Below are 16,086 nucleotides of genomic sequence, written 5' to 3' on the forward strand. Positions count from 1 at the left end.
CCCTGTTGACAGTTGGGTAACAAAAAGGTAAAACACATATTAACTCATATTTAATGAATAAAAAATCAATATAAAGCAAATTTTAAATATGAATAGTCACTTTTACACTTTCTAAGTTTACGGATGTACTGAGATGTTAAAAACCACAATCATAGGTGCCAGCGGTTACACAGGCGCTGAGTTGGCACTGATGGTAGAGAAACACCCTGAGCTCACGCTAGCAGGTTTGTATGTATCCGCCAATAGCAGTGATGCCGGCAAGTGTATTTCTCAACTGCATGGCAAACTCGCGGGTGTGATTGAAATGCCCGTGTTGCCGCTAACGGATCCGCTCGGGGTAGCCCAAGACTCTGATGTGATTTTTTTGGCGACGGCACATGAAGTCAGCCATGACCTTGCTCCGCTCTTTTTGCAGCAAGGTTGTCAGGTGTTTGATCTCTCAGGTGCATTCCGTGTGAAAGGCGATGATTTCTATACTCAGTTTTACGGTTTTGCACACCAGCACAGTGAGTGGTTGGACAAAGCGGCATATGGTTTGGCTGAGTGGAATGAAGAAGCCATTAAAGCCAGTCAATTGGTGGCGGTCGCAGGGTGTTACACCACAGCGGCACAGTTGGCGATTAAGCCGTTGTTGGCCTCTCAGTTAGTGGATACCAATCAATGGCCGGTGATTAATGCAACCAGCGGTGTTTCTGGTGCAGGTCGCAAAGCGTCGATGACAAGCAGTTTTTGTGAAGTCAGCTTACAACCTTATGGCATTTTTAATCACAGACACCAACCGGAAATCGTTCACCATCTTGGTTGTGATGTGATCTTCACGCCTCACCTTGGCAACTTCAAACGTGGCATTTTGGCGACGATTACTATGAAGTTGCAGGATGGTGTGACGAAAGAGCAAGTCGCGCACGCTTTTGCGCAAGCCTATGACAGAAAACCTGCGGTGCGCCTTAAAGGGGATGTTGTCCCACGCATTCAGGATGTCGAATTTACCCCATTCTGCGATCTTGGCTGGAAGGTTCAAGGTCAGCACATCATTGTGATTTCGGCCATCGATAACCTATTAAAAGGGGCATCGAGCCAAGCGATGCAGTGCCTAAATATTCACTACGGTTTTTCACCACTAACAGCCTTGCTGTAACGCTTTGGGTAAGGAAAAGAAGATGACACAACCAAGCTTAAATCCTCTTGTAATCAAACTAGGTGGTGCGGCGCTATCGTGCAGCCAAACCTTGAGTCAACTATTTGGAGCCATCGCGAGCTATCAACAAAAAGAGCAACGACAAATTGTGATTGTGCATGGTGGCGGTTACCTAGTGGATGAGCTGATGGAAAAGTTACAACTTCCGACAGTGAAGAAAAACGGTTTACGTGTAACACCTTACGATCAAATTCCGCTGATTGCAGGCGCGCTCGCAGGGACTGCGAACAAATTGCTGCAAGGACAAGCGATGGCGGATGGTCTGAATGCCATTGGATTAAGCCTTGCCGACGGTGGATTATGTCAGGTTGAAGAGTTGGATCCAGAGCTCGGAGCGGTGGGCAAAGCGACGCCAGGAGATTCAAGCCTGTTGCAAACGATTTTGAACGCAGGCGCCTTACCGATCATCAGCTCAATTGGTTTAACAGCGCAGGGGCAGCTCATGAACGTCAACGCCGATCAAGCCGCCGTTGCAGTGGCTGGGGCATTAGACGCACAACTGGTCCTTCTGTCTGATGTGAGTGGGGTGCTTGATGGCAAAGGGCACTTAATTAAGAGCTTAAATCAACAAGAAGCCGATGCCTTGATTGCAGGCAAAGTGATTACCGATGGCATGATTGTCAAAGTCCAAGCTGCCTTAGAAGCCGCAAACGATTTAGGGCGCGCGATAGAAGTCGCAACGTGGCGCTATCCAGAAAATCTGGAAAAACTGTTTGCCGGAGAAAGTATCGGTACCCAGTTCTTACCTGCATAACTATTTGAATGAAAAGTTAACTCAACAAGATTAAGAAGTCGTATGGCACTGACCGCCGAGTGCAGGCCAGACAAATGGAGAATGGAAATGAGCAAATTAAATGTCAATAAAGTGGTTGTCGCTTACTCAGGCGGTTTGGATACGTCAGTGATCATTCCTTGGTTAAAAGAGAACTACGATTGTGAAGTGGTGGCCTTTGTTGCGGATGTGGGTCAAGGCGAGGAAGAGTTGGTTGGTATCGAAGAGAAAGCCAAAGCTTCAGGCGCTTCAGAATGTTATGTCGTCGATCTTAAAGAAGAATTGGTCGCTGACTACATCTACCCAACGCTGAAAACGGGTGCCTACTACGAAGGCAAATACCTATTGGGTACGTCCATGGCGCGTCCGGTGATTGCCAAAGCACAAGTTGAAATCGCCCGTAAAGTGGGGGCAGATGCACTGTGTCACGGCTGCACCGGTAAAGGGAATGACCAAGTGCGTTTTGAAGGCGCCTTCGCCGCATTGGCCCCTGATCTGAAAGTGATCGCACCTTGGCGTGAATGGGATCTTGTGAGTCGTGAGCAGTGTTTAGACTACTTGGCTGAGCGCAACATTCCTTGTGCTGCATCGTTGACCAAAATTTACTCTCGTGACGCGAATGCGTGGCATATCTCTACTGAGGGTGGCGTACTAGAAAGTACCTGGAATGCACCGAATGAAGATTGCTGGGTATGGACCGTCGATCCAGAGCAAGCGCCGAATGAAGCGGAATTCGTTACCCTGCAAGTTGAAAAAGGTGAAGTGGTGGCGGTGGATGGCGAGAAAATGACACCTTACAACGCACTGGTTTACCTCAACGAAAAAGGCGCGAAGCATGGTGTTGGTCGTATCGACATCGTAGAAAACCGTCTGGTTGGCATGAAATCTCGTGGTTGTTATGAAACCCCAGGGGGCACCATCATGATGGAAGCGCTGCGTGCGGTTGAGCAGTTGGTGCTGGACAAGACGTCTTTTGAGTTCCGTGAAGAACTGGGTTTAAAAGCATCTCACCTTGTCTATGATGGTCGCTGGTTCACACCACTGCGTAAATCGATCATGGCTGCGGCAGATGAGTTGGCACAGGATGTCAATGGTGAAGTCGTGGTGAAGCTGTATAAAGGCATGGCTACGGTGACGCAGAAGCGTTCAGACAACAGCTTGTACTCTGAAGAGTTTGCCACCTTTGGTGAAGATGAAGTGTACGATCACAGCCATGCTGGTGGCTTTATTCGCCTGTACTCGCTCTCAAGCCGTATTCGTGCGTTGAACAACCAAAAGAAATAAACCCGATTATTGTTTGACAATTACAAGGCTCAGCAGGCATCTGCTGAGCCTTTTTGTATGGAATGTTTAAAAAATAACCATGAATAAATATGTAAAAATAATGAATTTATACTTTATTTTTTGGCGAGTTTATCGTAACGTGGGCACATAACAATACCTGCTTCCTTACCATGAATGGGTAAGGGGCGAGCAACACACTTACACCGGTTAGCAATAGTCATCAGGAGAGACGCAATGGCATTATGGGGCGGAAGATTTACCCAAGCGGCAGATACCAGGTTCAAAGATTTTAACGATTCGCTTCGCTTTGATTACCGACTGGCCGAGCAAGACATTGTCGGCTCTATTGCTTGGTCTAAGGCGTTGCTGTCAGTCAATGTGCTGAGCAAAGAAGAGCAGCAAAAATTGGAGTTTGCGCTTAACGAATTGAAACTTGAGGTGATGGAAGATCCTCATCAAATTCTTCATTCCGATGCGGAAGATATCCATTCTTGGGTCGAGCAGCAGCTCATTGGAAAAGTGGGTGACCTGGGTAAAAAGCTTCATACTGGTCGCTCGCGTAATGACCAAGTAGCCACCGACCTGAAATTATGGTGTCGCCAGCAAGGGCATCAGTTGCTGTTAGGATTGGATAAATTGCAGACGCAAATGGTGAATGTGGCGAAACAGCATCAAGCCACGGTCCTACCAGGTTATACGCATTTACAACGAGCTCAACCTGTGACGTTTGCACATTGGTGTTTGGCCTATGTGGAAATGTTTGAGCGTGACTATTCGAGATTGAGCGATGCACTGACTCGTCTTGACACCTGCCCGTTGGGATCGGGAGCGTTAGCGGGCACCGCTTATCCGATTGATCGTGAGCAACTGGCACAGGATTTAGGGTTCCGTCGTGCGACACGCAACTCACTGGATTCGGTTTCTGATCGCGATCATGTGATGGAGTTGATGTCAGTCGCCTCGATCTCGATGTTGCATTTATCTCGTCTTGCGGAAGACATGATTTTCTACAACTCTGGCGAGTCGGGCTTTATTGAGTTAGCCGATACGGTGACCTCAGGATCGTCCTTGATGCCACAAAAGAAAAACCCTGATGCACTAGAACTGATCCGTGGCAAAACGGGGCGCGTGTATGGCTCTCTTGCGGGCATGATGATGACGGTAAAAGCCTTACCACTGGCGTACAACAAAGACATGCAAGAAGACAAAGAAGGGCTGTTCGATGCCCTCGATACTTGGAATGATTGCATGGAGATGGCCGCGCTTTGTTTTGATGGCATTAAAGTCAATGGAGAGCGTACCCTTGAAGCGGCGAAACAAGGTTACGCCAACTCGACGGAGCTGGCCGATTACTTGGTGGCCAAAGGGATTCCATTCCGCGAAGCACACCATATTGTTGGCGTTGCGGTGGTCGGGGCCATTGCACAAGGCTGTGCGCTTGAAGAACTATCGCTTGAGCAACTGCAATCTTTCTCTCCAGTGATTGAAGCCGATGTTTACCAAATTCTGACCATTGAGTCGTGTCTTGAGAAGCGCAGTGCGTTAGGAGGGGTATCACCAAAGCAAGTGGCGTATGCGGTTGAACAAGCGGACAAGCGTCTTGCAGCACGTGATACTACGTTAGTTAAGGTACGTCCTGCGCGCATCACCGATATTGAAACCTTAGAGAGCATGGTGGCTTACTGGGCAAACTTAGGGGAAAATTTACCGCGTACACGCAGTGAGATTATCCGCGATATTGGTTTGTTTGCGGTGTCTGAACATCAAGGCTTGGTGACGGGGTGTGCATCCCTTTACATCTACGATTCTGGTTTGGCAGAGATACGCTCTTTAGGCATCGAAGCTGGCTGGCAGAGACAAGGTCAGGGGACAGCAGTGGTTCAATATCTGATTGATAAAGCCAAAGACATGGCCATCAAAAAGCTGTTTGTGCTGACTCGTGCCCCTGAGTTCTTCCTAAAACAGAACTTCGTGCAAACCTCGAAGTCGCTGCTTCCTGAAAAAGTCTTGAAAGACTGCGATCAATGCCCAAGACAGCATGCGTGTGACGAAGTCGCGCTCGAATTTAATTTAAGTGAGCAGATTATTTCTCAGATTAAAGTTGCATAGTGTTTGATTTCATTGGGAATTTAATTTGACTGATAAGAAAGATCAAAAAAGATCGTATTTTATGGGAACTATCAGAAAGCAGTGCAGTCTATAAAGTTACCACTGCTTTTTCTTAGAAATATCTAGGAAGACCCCGACACCGAGATTGGTAGCGGGGTTTTTTTATTTCTGCTTATCACGCTGTTTTTCACTAAGCTTGCGAGCCTGCCAAGGCAAAATCACGTACCTCATCCATAAATGCAAAAAGAGCAAAATGTTAAAAGCAAACCCAGCCACGATCAGGGCAACTGATTCGATTGAGGTGGGGTTGTCTCTAAATGCGAACCACCAAATGATCCAGCATACAACGGACAACACGGTCAATTGATCGAGGCAGCGCTGGCATCGACCCATCTTTTTCCAAAACCAGTGTTGAGAGCAATCGTTACATGACATGTGGTCAATTCCATGGATAAATTGAGTAAAGTTTCATGACAAAACCTGCCGCCTATTAGGTATAGTATAAAAGTAACGTACGGAAACTTAAGTACAATATGAAATAAAAACCGCTGTGAGGCGGTCGTTATTTGCTTGCGGCAAATTTCCTTTGTTCTAGCGTCGAGAATGAGATGAAGATGAAACATCTCATCATTAAACACGACGAAAATTTTTGATAGTTATTAGAATCTGATGTTATGTTTTTGATAGCTATATTCTATTGAGGTGGGTATGAACATTCGCGATTTCGAATACCTAGTGGCTTTGGCAGAGCATAAACATTTCAGAAAAGCAGCTGAAGCGTGTTTCGTGAGTCAGCCGACACTAAGCGGACAAATTCGTAAACTGGAAGAAGAAATAGGGACAACGCTGCTTGAGCGTAGCAGTCGCAGAGTGCTTTTTACCGATGCTGGTTTGCAACTTGTTGAGCAGGCAAAAAGCATTCTCAAAGAGGTCAAAACCTTTAAAGAGATGGCAAGTGGCCAAAGTGGGGCGATGACAGGGCCGATGCATATTGGCTTTATTCCAACGCTAGGGCCTTATTTATTGCCAAAAATTGTCCCTCAACTCAAAGAGCGTTTCCCTGAGCTGGAGCTGTTTTTGCACGAAGCGCAGACTCAGCAATTGGTTCGCCAGCTGGAAGATGGCAAGTTGGACTGTTTGGTACTGGCATCCGTTGCTGAAACGGAACCGTTTAAAGAGATTGAAGTGTATAACGAGCCATTAAGTGTTGCGGTGCCATGCCATCATGAATGGGCTGCACTCGAACAACTGGATATGTTAGAGCTCAATGGAAAAACCGTATTGGCGCTTGGGGATGGTCATTGCCTTCGCGATCAGGCGTTAGGATTTTGTTTTGCTGCTGGTGCACGTGATGATGAACGCTTTAAAGCGACCAGCTTGGAAACCTTGCGCAATATGGTCGCTGCGGGGGCTGGGATTACCTTGCTGCCGGAGCTCTCGGTACCAAAAGAGAAGCAAAAAGATGGCGTGTGTTATATCAAAGCGGTCAATCCGGTGCCTTCTCGAACGATCGTGGTGGTTTATCGTCCAGGCTCTCCACTGCGTGCGCGTTTTGAGCAGTTGGCAGCAACCATCAAAGAACTGCTCGTCAACGGCTCAGAACAGTAATGTTTGTTGCGCCAATAAATAAAAAGGTTGCCCCCAGTGGCAACCTTTTTTGTGTTTGATTGGCTAACTTAGAACAGTGCTTCTTCATCACTGGAAGAAGAATAGATGCTTTCTTCTTCGACGCTAGAAACATACTCAGTTGGCTCTGTCCCTTTAATGAAGTACTCAAACATAGCGCTGTCATCGGTCTTGTTGGTTAATAACCCTGTTTCACGATCGATGCGTACACGAACGATATTCGCGGGTAACACTTTTTCATGTTCGGGCACGCCTTCTAACGCCAGTTTCATGAAGTCAATCCATGCTGGTAATGCCGTTTTCGCTCCAGACTCTGCCCCAGAGGTTTGTTTACCATCTAAATTGGCGTTAGTGGTGGTTTTACCAAGCGTGCGGCTATGGTCATCAAAGCCCACCCAAGAAATCGCGACCACACCAGGGCCATAACCGTTGTACCAAGCGTCTTTGGAATCGTTGGTTGTGCCGGTTTTACCGCCGATATCGCGTCGGCCCAACGTTTGTGCACGCCAACCTGTGCCATTCCAACCTGTGCCTTCACGCCAGTTACCGCCACCCCAGATGTTGCTGTACATCATTTCGCGCATGATAAAGGCATTCTGCTCGCTGATCACTTGCTTGGCAAATGGCTGAGTGATCTCGGTGCTTTCACCATTCTCATTCTCTACAACGGCTTCCGTGGCCACAGTGCAATCTTGCTGACAGATGGTTTGCGGCTGAGACTCAAACACGACATTTCCATAAGGATCTTCAATATGGCTGATGTAATAAGGCTCTACATAGTAGCCTCCATTGGCAAAAACCGAGAATCCCTGTGCCATTTTCATCGGCGTTAAACTACCGGCACCAAGTGCTATGGTTTCTGAACGTGGAAGCTGATCCAGTTCAAACCCAAAGCGAGTGAGGTATTCACGAGTTTCGTCTAGTCCCACTTCTCGCAGAGTACGAACTGCCATGACGTTTTTCGACGTTGCTAAGCCGATACGTAAACGAGTTGGGCCAATATAAGTCGGAGGTGAGTTCTTAGGGCGCCATGCCGTACCTTGGCTCTCATCCCATTTGTTGATTGGTGCGTCGTTGATCAACGTGGCCAGAGTCATGCCTTTATCAATCGCCGCCGAGTAAATAAAGGGTTTGATACTCGAACCTACTTGGCGAACCGACATGGTGGCACGGTTGAACTTGTTGTGAACAAAGTTAAAGCCACCCACGAGGGAAAGTACCGCGCCATTATCAGGATTCATGGCGATAAAGGCGGTATTGGCGTTAGGAACTTGACTTAAGTGCCAGCTTTCCTGGCTTTCGCCTTTGTCATCGGTAGTCACTACTTTGCGGACCCAAATTTGCTCGCCCGGCGCTAAGATGTCTTGGGCTGAGTTCGGTGCGCTGCCTTGACGTTCATCGGTGATGAACTTGCGTGCCCAGTTCATGCCTGACCATGCGATGGTTTGGCTTTGTTCGCGTTTAACCCAAATGGTGGCGTTTTTGCCTTCAACGTTGGTCACAATCGCTGGAATCAATTCGCCGTAAGTCGGTTGGTTACTCAGATGCTCGTCCATCTTCGCTTCATCCCAAGCGGCTTCACCTGCTTTCCACAGAACACTTTCTTCACCACGGTAGCCGTGACGCTCATCGTAGGCCAACAAGTTGTCAATCGCGGCTTTGTTGGCTGCAGCTTGGAGCTTGGAGTCGATGGTCATGTAGACATTCATTCCTGACGTATAAGCTTTCTCTTCGCCGTACTGCTGTACCATCCATGCTCGCGCGAGCTCAGCCACATAAGGCGCACTGACCTCGATCTCCGCGCCATGGAATTGAGAGATTAATGTTTCCGCTCGTGCTGCGTCATACTCTTCTTGGGTGATGTATTTTTCATCCAACATGCGCATTAAGACGACGTTACGACGATTGGTTGCGCGTTCTAACGAATAGATAGGGTTCAGTGTCGATGGTGCTTTTGGCATACCCGCCAAAGTCGCAATCTCGCTTAAGGAGAGATCTTGCAAATCTTTGCCAAAATAGACGCGCGCTGCCGCCCCAAAACCGTATGAGCGATAACCAAGGAAAATTTTATTAACGTAAAGCTCCATGATTTCCTGCTTGCTCAGCAGTTGCTCAATGTGGATGGCAATAAAAATTTCTTTCACTTTACGCATTAACTTCTTCTCATTCGAGAGGAAGAAGTTACGTGCCAATTGCTGAGTAATGGTACTTGCACCCTGCTTAGCGGAGCCTGACATCGCGACAACCAACGCCGCTCGGGTGATTCCAATCGGGTCGATACCGTAATGATCATAGAAACGACTATCTTCAGTCGCGATCAGTGCGTGGATCAGCGATTGAGGTATTTGGTCGTAGGTCACTGGAATGCGACGCTTTTCACCAAATTGCGCAATTAATTTCCCATCTTGGCTAAACACCTGCATCGGAGTTTGTAACTCAACATTTTTGAGTGTCGCCACATCTGGCAGTTCTGGCTTAACGTACTGATAAAAGCCAAAAATTGTTGTGACTCCAAGAATTATGCAAATTAATGCAAATATAAGTAAACGCTTTATGAACTTCACCGGAGAATCCCTGTTTAGTTGAGGCTGTATGACGGCAAACCCTTGTACTCTAGGCTAAAAAGTTAGCTCTGCTGCTATTAACTCTTATTTGACGGTTAATAACAACCTCTGAGCTAAAGAAAATGGGAGCTGTTTTGAGATGGGTAAACCGTTCGTTACCGGAATTGATATTGGTCATCGTAGCCTCAAGGCTGTCATTCTGAAACCTTATGGAGAGCACTACGCCCTGTTAGGGTACAAAGAAATAATCATTAAAGACGGTATTTTCTCAGATAACCACACTCTGAATCATCAAGAAATTGTCAATAGCCTGAAAGAACTGAAGAAGGAGTTGCCTCTTTTCCGTTATCAGGTGTCACTGGCGGTACCCGATAGTTCAGTGATTAGTAAGATGTTATCGATCGATGCGGAGTTGGATGGTCGAGAACGAGAGTTCGCTATCCTTCAGGCGTTTGCACATCAGTCGCCATTTCCTGTCGATGAATTATCGATTGATTATGTCCAATTGGTCGAAGAAACCAGCAAAACGAATCATAGCTATCAAGTTTACGCCACCAAAAAAGAGGTGGTGGAAAGCCGAGTGCGTGTCGCAGAAGAAGTGGGACTGAAACCCGTGCTGGTAGATGTACATGCGCATAGCCTGTGCAACATCTTAACGTTAGCGGCAGAGCGCCATCCAGACAAAGCCAGCTATTGCTTGTTGGATGTGGGTTATGACACCACCTCTTTGGTGATGTCGCGTCGCAACGAACCACCTTTGGTTAAAGAGTTTGCCTATGGGGTGTCTCACCTCAATGCGTCGATAGGCGACGATCTGACTTCTCCTGATGCTCATGAGAAAACCGACATCTTTAATAAAGAGCTGACAGAGCGAGTTCGTCGGCAATTGCAGTTGTTCCAATCCATGGATAGCCAAAGCAAAGTGAATGGCCTTTGGATCTGCGGTGAAGGCGCGATTACGCCGTTGTTGAGTGAAACTTTGCAGAGAAAGCTGAGTTTGGAGTGTGAAGTCCTTAATCCTCTGGCTCTATTTGAGCAAAAAACGGCGAAAAGAAAGCGCCGTATTGTTGATTGGCACCATTTTTCGGTCGCCGCGGGATTAGCGATTGGTGGCATTCAGTGGCTGGAGGATAGCCATGCAGCATAAGATCAACCTGTTACCTTGGCGTGAACACAAGCGTGAGGAGCATAAACGTCGTTTTGTCAGTCTGGTCGCATTAGGTGCCTTGATCGCGGTCGGTGTTCAGTGGGGCATTGGCCAGTACTTTTCATACCAACAACGTTTGCAGCAAGAGCGTCTCGATTATCTTACCCACTATATCGCACAGTTGGATCAGCGTATTCAAGCGATGAACATTGCCAAGGAAGAGCATAGCCAGATTCTCGCTCGACTCAAGGTTGTCGAGTCGCTTCAAGCGGAGCGCAACAAAACCACCGCATTTATGAACTTGATGACGGAGCTGATCCCAGAGGGGGTGTATGTCGACAAGATCAAAATGAACACCAACGACGTTGAGTTGGCAGGTATAAGCGATAGTACCGCTCGACTCGCCACCATGTTGGATAATTTGGAACGTTCCTCCTTCCTGAAAGAAGTGGAAATGCATTCGATTGTTCATGACAAGAAGCGTTTTGGTAAGAGCTTCCAGACGTTTACCGTCTCTTTTGTGTTTGATGAACATGCCGATTCTGCCAATACGTTGGCCAAGGAGGGGAATCATGGCTAGTTGGCAAGATCTCGATATTGATGAAATCACAGATTGGCCGATTTTACCGCAGGCGGCGGTTGTCGTGTTGCTGATGTTGATCATTCAAGGTTTTGGCTATTGGTTCTATCTCAAGCCGGAAACGGAAGTGTTGCAAAGGATGGTCACAGAAGAGCAAACGCTGAAAATCTCGGCTCGAATTAAGGCGACCAAAGTGGCGGCATTGCCGCAACTTCAATCGCAACTTGATGAACTGACTCAGCGCTATGAATTCTTACTTAAGCAACTGCCCGTGCAGAAAGAGTTGGCGACGATGCTAGCTTCGGTCAATGAACTCGGCATTCAAAGTAAGCTCACGTTTACACGTATTGATTGGGGGGAGAAGCAAACCAAGGATTTCCTTTACCAACTGCCTTTGAATATTGAGTTAACCGGGGATTATCACGATATCGGTGAATTTTCTGAAGCGATTGCTCGCCTGCCTCGCATTATCAGTTTTACCGATGTGACTTGGCATCGAGTGAGTATGGAAAGCAGCACCTTGCACTTCCGAGTAAAAGCGAACACCTATCAGTTCAAGTCGGAGGCTGTCCATGAGAAGTAGTTTATCGCTCGTCGCTGTGCTGATCTTGCTATCGGGTTGTCGAGCGAATACCGAACCGATGGAAGGTTTTATCCGCCAAGTTGAATCGGAAGCGCGTCAAGAAATGGCCAAGTTACAACCAGAGCGTGAGTACATCCCGATTGATTACGTAGCTCGAGAAAATCGCCGTCCTTTTGAGTTACCTAAGGAAGCTGTGATTGCTTCTCAACCTGTCGTTAAGAAAGACTGCTGGCAGCCACCATCGCGGGCTAAAAATGGCAAGTTGGAGCGCTATCCACTTAGCCAATTACGTCTGAAAGGGGTGATGGGGAGTGGCAATACCATTGCCGGTCTCGTACAGACCCCTCAAGGCAAAGTGGAGAAAGTACACCCAGGGCAATTTATCGGCCAGAACAATGGCAAAGTGACCGTAGTAACGCCGTCTTACATATTGATCAATGAAACCCTTCCTGATGGTTTAGGTTGCTGGCAGCAACGTAAAGTCAGACTGGCATTGAGATAGGCAAGAAATTTTAGTGATTTGTGAGTTGATGATGAAAAACAAAATCCAATTGTTTCCGGGAATGCTTTCCCAATTCGTCTGCCTGTTGTCTGTTTGCATCTTTACCACTTTTGCAAACGCACAATCTGAAGCAGAAAATGCGCTCAAGAGCATCGATTTCAGAACCAATGCAGCCAAAGATGCGATTATCATCGTTGAATTGGCAACGCCTGCAACCGTGGTGGATTTGAAACCAGTGGCAGAAGGATTGAGCATCGAGTTGATCAATACCTCGGTTAAAGATGAGCAGCTCTATCTGCTCGATGTCAAAGATTTTTCGACCGTGGTTGAAAGTATCGAAGTATTCAGAGAAGTGTCCAAAACCCGTCTTGTTGCGAATGTCAGCGGTGAATTTCGTCACGACTATCGTCTTTCTGGACGCTATCTCGAGGTGACAATTTCTCGCATCAAATCGGAGCAAGAAGCCCGTGAACAAAGTGTGTTGGAAAAAGAAGGCAAGCTGATTTCTATCAACTTCCAAGATATTCCAGTGCGTAACGTTTTGCAGCTTATCGCAGACTACAATGGCTTCAACCTCGTGGTGTCTGATTCTGTCACTGGTAATGTGACGCTGAGATTGGATGGGGTACCTTGGCAGCAAGTGCTCGACATCATTCTTCAAGTGAAAGGTCTAGACAAACGTGTTGAAGGCAATGTTGTGCTCATTGCTCCTCAAGATGAACTGGATTTACGAGAGAAGCAGCAGCTTGAGAAAGAACGTCTGGCGGAAGAGCTTGGCTCCCTCAAATCGGAAATCATTAAAGTCAACTTTGCCAAAGCGTCAGACATTGCTGAGATGATCAATGGCAAAGAGTCGGTCAGCATGCTGTCAGAACGTGGTAGTGTGGCGATTGATGAGCGGACAAACTCTCTTTTGTTGCGTGAGTTACCCGAAAACATCGAAGTGATTCGAGAAATTATCAATTCGTTGGATATCCCAGTCAAACAGGTACAAATTGAAGCACGCATTGTCACGGTGAATGAAGGCAATCTTGATGAGCTTGGTGTCCGTTGGGGGTTCACCTCCATCAACGGCAGCACAACCGTCGGCGGTTCTATCGAAAACAACCTAGCAACCATTGGTCTCTACAATGCAGGCAGTGGGAGTGGCAGTGGTGACTCAGGTAGCGGTGGCAGTGGTGATGAAGGCGGGTCGAACTCCATTGATGATTTCCTCAATGTCAATCTTGCTGCGACTTCTGCAAACGCCTCAAGTATTGCTTTCCAAGTGGCTAAATTGGGGTCGGATTTGTTGTTGGATCTCGAGCTATCAGCACTGCAACGCGAATCAAAAGCGGAAATTATTTCTAGCCCTCGTTTGATCACAACCAATAAGAAGCCTGCTTATATCGAGCAAGGTACAGAGATTCCTTATCTAGAGTCTTCCTCCAGTGGAGCGACCACGGTTTCCTTTAAGAAAGCTGTGCTTAGCCTGAAAGTAACCCCTCAGATCACGCCTGACAATCGTCTCGTGTTGGATTTAAGCGTTACACAAGATAGACCTGGCGAAATTGTCAAAACAGGTACTGGGGAAGCGGTTGCGATTGATACTCAGCGCATCGGTACACAAGTCTTGGTCAATAATGGTGAAACGGTAGTGTTAGGCGGTATTTTCCAACACAGCATAACCAATACCACGGACAAGGTTCCTCTGTTAGGTGATTTACCCTTATTGGGTGCGCTTTTCCGCCGTAGCTATGAAAACGTGGGCAAGCGTGAATTGCTGATATTTGTCACACCTAAGGTTATCTTGCAGTAGTGCTGATATTTGTCACACCTAAGGTTATCTTGCAGTAGTGCTGGTGGAGATTTATCGCGAGTGACAGAGCAATTAGATTAAAAATAAAGTTGCAATAGCGGCACCATACCTTGATAATTTCGGGTCTTATCACGAGTATCTGTGAGGAATTGGTGCCACAAGCGCATATTGAATCGGGGTTCATCCGAATTATTCTTGTGGCGATGTCATTGAATTAACGTTGTAAATTACTGCTAAACATGGCTGAGAAACGTAATATTTTCCTTGTTGGCCCAATGGGCGCTGGCAAAAGCACAATTGGTCGATACCTAGCTCAACAACTCCACATGGAGTTTTTGGATTCTGATACTGTTATTGAAGAGCGCACAGGCGCTGACATCTCTTGGGTATTTGATGTTGAAGGTGAAGAGGGTTTCCGCAAACGTGAAGAAGCGGTTATCAATGATCTGACACTAGAGCAGGGTATCGTCTTGGCAACGGGCGGTGGCTCGGTGAAAAGCCGCGAAAACCGCAATCGTCTTTCTGCACGTGGTATTGTGGTATACCTAGAAACGACTATCGAGAAACAGCTAGCTCGTACTAACCGTGACAAAAAACGTCCGTTACTACAAACGGATAATCCACGTGAAGTACTAGAATCACTGGCTGGTGAGCGTAACCCTCTTTACGAAGAGATCGCGGATTACACCGTTCGCACTGACGATCAAAGTGCAAAAGTGGTAGCCAACCAGATCGTAAAAATGCTAGAAGAAAGCTAAGTTAAGTCTTTCTTTTATTGTGGAGTGCAACCATGGAACGGATTACGGTCAATTTAGCTGAACGTAGCTACCCAATCACAATAGGCGCCGGGTTGTTTGAAGATTCGGCGCACCTATCTTCTCTCACTGCTGGACAGAAAGTGGTCGTGATTACCAATGTCACGGTAGCTCCTCTCTATGCGGATAAAATTCTTTCTTTGTTGCAATCTTTAGGTTGTCAGGCCTCGTTGCTTGAACTGCCTGATGGAGAGCAATACAAGAGTTTAGATACCTTTAACCAAGTGATGAGCTTTCTTCTCGAGGGAAGCTTTGCCCGTGATGTTGTGGTTATCGCACTAGGTGGTGGTGTAATTGGTGATTTAGTCGGTTTTTCTGCCGCTTGTTATCAACGTGGCGTGGATTTTATTCAAATTCCAACCACGCTGTTATCCCAAGTGGACTCTTCTGTTGGTGGAAAAACGGCAGTTAACCATCCACTAGGCAAAAACATGATTGGTGCATTCTATCAGCCTAAATCGGTGATTATTGATACCAACTGTTTGAAAACCCTTCCTGAACGAGAGTTTGCTGCTGGTATTGCTGAAGTGATTAAATACGGCATCATTTATGACGCTGAGTTTTTCACTTGGCTCGATGAGCATCTTGATGCGCTGTATTCATTAGATGAACAAGCATTAACTTACGCCATCGCGCGCTGTTGTGAAATTAAAGCCGAAGTGGTGGCGCAAGATGAAAAAGAGTCAGGCATTCGTGCTTTATTAAACTTGGGCCATACGTTTGGACACGCGATCGAAGCTGAGCTCGGCTACGGCAACTGGTTACACGGTGAAGCCGTTGCCGCGGGTACGGTCATGGCGGCACGCACCGCACAGTTACAAGGTATGATCGATCAGCAGCAATTTGATAAGATTTTCTCTATACTTAGCAGAGCGAAGCTGCCAGTACATACACCAGAAAGTATGACGTTTGACGATTTCATGACTCATATGATGCGCGATAAGAAAGTGCTATCAGGGAAACTGAGATTAGTCTTACCAAGCAGTATTGGTACCGCTGAGGTCGTGGCTGATGTGCCTCAAGAGGTCATTCGTCAAGCCATAGAAGATTGTCGCACAATCAATTAATCAAACCTTAAAATAGCTCCATCAGGGGCTATTTTCACAAG

General features: G+C 46.9%; 14 protein-coding genes. 12 read left to right on the forward strand and 2 right to left on the reverse strand.

The window, feature by feature from the left end; genetic code table 11:
* Positions 1-133 precede the first annotated feature (133 nt).
* From argC to argH, 4 genes are all read left to right on the forward strand, one after another.
* Positions 134-1,138, forward strand: coding sequence for an N-acetyl-gamma-glutamyl-phosphate reductase (argC, locus tag AOT11_RS08590; RefSeq protein WP_017419649.1), 1,005 nt, complete (start codon positions 134-136; stop codon positions 1,136-1,138).
* Positions 1,139-1,160: 22 nt separating this feature from the next.
* On the forward strand, positions 1,161-1,952 hold the full coding sequence (argB, locus tag AOT11_RS08595; protein WP_011079346.1) for an acetylglutamate kinase: 792 nt from the start codon (positions 1,161-1,163) through the stop codon (positions 1,950-1,952).
* Between the two features lie 87 nt (positions 1,953-2,039).
* Positions 2,040-3,254 (forward strand): argininosuccinate synthase, encoded by a 1,215-nt coding sequence (locus AOT11_RS08600; RefSeq protein ID WP_026050200.1) that lies wholly within the window; start codon positions 2,040-2,042, stop codon positions 3,252-3,254.
* 234 nt (positions 3,255-3,488) lie between these two features.
* Positions 3,489-5,363: an argininosuccinate lyase gene (argH, locus tag AOT11_RS08605; protein ID WP_017419652.1), complete on the forward strand. Its 1,875-nt coding sequence runs from the start codon at positions 3,489-3,491 to the stop codon at positions 5,361-5,363.
* 162 nt (positions 5,364-5,525) lie between these two features.
* On the opposite strand, the gene AOT11_RS08610 is transcribed toward argH, so the two are convergent.
* Complete coding sequence (locus tag AOT11_RS08610; RefSeq protein WP_017419653.1) at positions 5,526-5,798, reverse strand: DUF3624 domain-containing protein; 273 nt, start codon at positions 5,796-5,798, stop codon at positions 5,526-5,528.
* Between the two features lie 273 nt (positions 5,799-6,071).
* Between AOT11_RS08610 and oxyR the strand changes: the two genes are divergently transcribed.
* Positions 6,072-6,971 carry a DNA-binding transcriptional regulator OxyR gene (gene oxyR / locus AOT11_RS08615; protein ID WP_026050199.1) on the forward strand — a complete coding sequence of 300 codons (900 nt, stop codon included), beginning with the start codon at positions 6,072-6,074 and terminating at the stop codon, positions 6,969-6,971.
* 68 nt (positions 6,972-7,039) lie between these two features.
* Here oxyR and AOT11_RS08620 read toward each other — a convergent pair whose 3' ends face one another.
* Positions 7,040-9,553, reverse strand: a complete 2,514-nt coding sequence (locus AOT11_RS08620; protein ID WP_017419655.1) for a penicillin-binding protein 1A — start codon at positions 9,551-9,553, stop codon at positions 7,040-7,042.
* Between the two features lie 139 nt (positions 9,554-9,692).
* Between AOT11_RS08620 and pilM the strand changes: the two genes are divergently transcribed.
* From pilM to aroB, 7 genes are all read left to right on the forward strand, one after another.
* Positions 9,693-10,700, forward strand: a complete 1,008-nt coding sequence (pilM, locus tag AOT11_RS08625) for a type IV pilus assembly protein PilM (protein WP_017419656.1) — start codon at positions 9,693-9,695, stop codon at positions 10,698-10,700.
* Complete coding sequence (locus tag AOT11_RS08630) at positions 10,690-11,280, forward strand: PilN domain-containing protein (RefSeq protein ID WP_017419657.1); 591 nt, start codon at positions 10,690-10,692, stop codon at positions 11,278-11,280. The genes pilM and AOT11_RS08630 overlap by 11 nt, the downstream gene beginning before the upstream one ends.
* Complete coding sequence (locus AOT11_RS08635) at positions 11,273-11,863, forward strand: type IV pilus inner membrane component PilO (protein ID WP_011079354.1); 591 nt, start codon at positions 11,273-11,275, stop codon at positions 11,861-11,863. The genes AOT11_RS08630 and AOT11_RS08635 overlap by 8 nt, the downstream gene beginning before the upstream one ends.
* Positions 11,853-12,365 carry a pilus assembly protein PilP gene (locus AOT11_RS08640; protein WP_017419659.1) on the forward strand — a complete coding sequence of 171 codons (513 nt, stop codon included), beginning with the start codon at positions 11,853-11,855 and terminating at the stop codon, positions 12,363-12,365. The genes AOT11_RS08635 and AOT11_RS08640 overlap by 11 nt, the downstream gene beginning before the upstream one ends.
* Before the next feature lie 13 nt (positions 12,366-12,378).
* Positions 12,379-14,163 (forward strand): type IV pilus secretin PilQ, encoded by a 1,785-nt coding sequence (locus AOT11_RS08645; protein WP_017419660.1) that lies wholly within the window; start codon positions 12,379-12,381, stop codon positions 14,161-14,163.
* 239 nt (positions 14,164-14,402) lie between these two features.
* On the forward strand, positions 14,403-14,921 hold the full coding sequence (gene aroK / locus AOT11_RS08650; protein WP_011079357.1) for a shikimate kinase AroK: 519 nt from the start codon (positions 14,403-14,405) through the stop codon (positions 14,919-14,921).
* A 32-nt stretch (positions 14,922-14,953) separates the two neighbouring features.
* The gene (gene aroB / locus AOT11_RS08655) at positions 14,954-16,045 is read left to right on the forward strand and encodes a 3-dehydroquinate synthase (RefSeq protein ID WP_011079358.1); all 1,092 of its coding nucleotides are present in this window, start codon (positions 14,954-14,956) and stop codon (positions 16,043-16,045) included.
* The last annotated feature ends 41 nt before the right edge of the window (positions 16,046-16,086 follow it).

Origin of the sequence: Vibrio vulnificus NBRC 15645 = ATCC 27562, assembly GCF_002224265.1 — a bacterium.
GTDB lineage: Bacteria > Pseudomonadota > Gammaproteobacteria > Enterobacterales > Vibrionaceae > Vibrio > Vibrio vulnificus.

Bases quoted from the DNA above. Each gene is read 5' to 3' on its own strand.
- argC (WP_017419649.1), top strand. From the start codon at position 134: ATGTTAAAAACCACAATCATAGGTGCCAGCGGTTACACAGGCGCTGAG.
- argB (WP_011079346.1), top strand. From the start codon at position 1,161: ATGACACAACCAAGCTTAAATCCTCTTGTAATCAAACTAGGTGGTGCG.
- AOT11_RS08600 (WP_026050200.1), top strand. From the start codon at position 2,040: ATGAGCAAATTAAATGTCAATAAAGTGGTTGTCGCTTACTCAGGCGGT.
- argH (WP_017419652.1), top strand. From the start codon at position 3,489: ATGGCATTATGGGGCGGAAGATTTACCCAAGCGGCAGATACCAGGTTC.
- AOT11_RS08610 (WP_017419653.1), bottom strand. From the start codon at position 5,798: ATGTCATGTAACGATTGCTCTCAACACTGGTTTTGGAAAAAGATGGGT.
- oxyR (WP_026050199.1), top strand. From the start codon at position 6,072: ATGAACATTCGCGATTTCGAATACCTAGTGGCTTTGGCAGAGCATAAA.
- pilM (WP_017419656.1), top strand. From the start codon at position 9,693: ATGGGTAAACCGTTCGTTACCGGAATTGATATTGGTCATCGTAGCCTC.
- AOT11_RS08630 (WP_017419657.1), top strand. From the start codon at position 10,690: ATGCAGCATAAGATCAACCTGTTACCTTGGCGTGAACACAAGCGTGAG.
- AOT11_RS08635 (WP_011079354.1), top strand. From the start codon at position 11,273: ATGGCTAGTTGGCAAGATCTCGATATTGATGAAATCACAGATTGGCCG.
- AOT11_RS08640 (WP_017419659.1), top strand. From the start codon at position 11,853: ATGAGAAGTAGTTTATCGCTCGTCGCTGTGCTGATCTTGCTATCGGGT.
- aroK (WP_011079357.1), top strand. From the start codon at position 14,403: ATGGCTGAGAAACGTAATATTTTCCTTGTTGGCCCAATGGGCGCTGGC.
- aroB (WP_011079358.1), top strand. From the start codon at position 14,954: ATGGAACGGATTACGGTCAATTTAGCTGAACGTAGCTACCCAATCACA.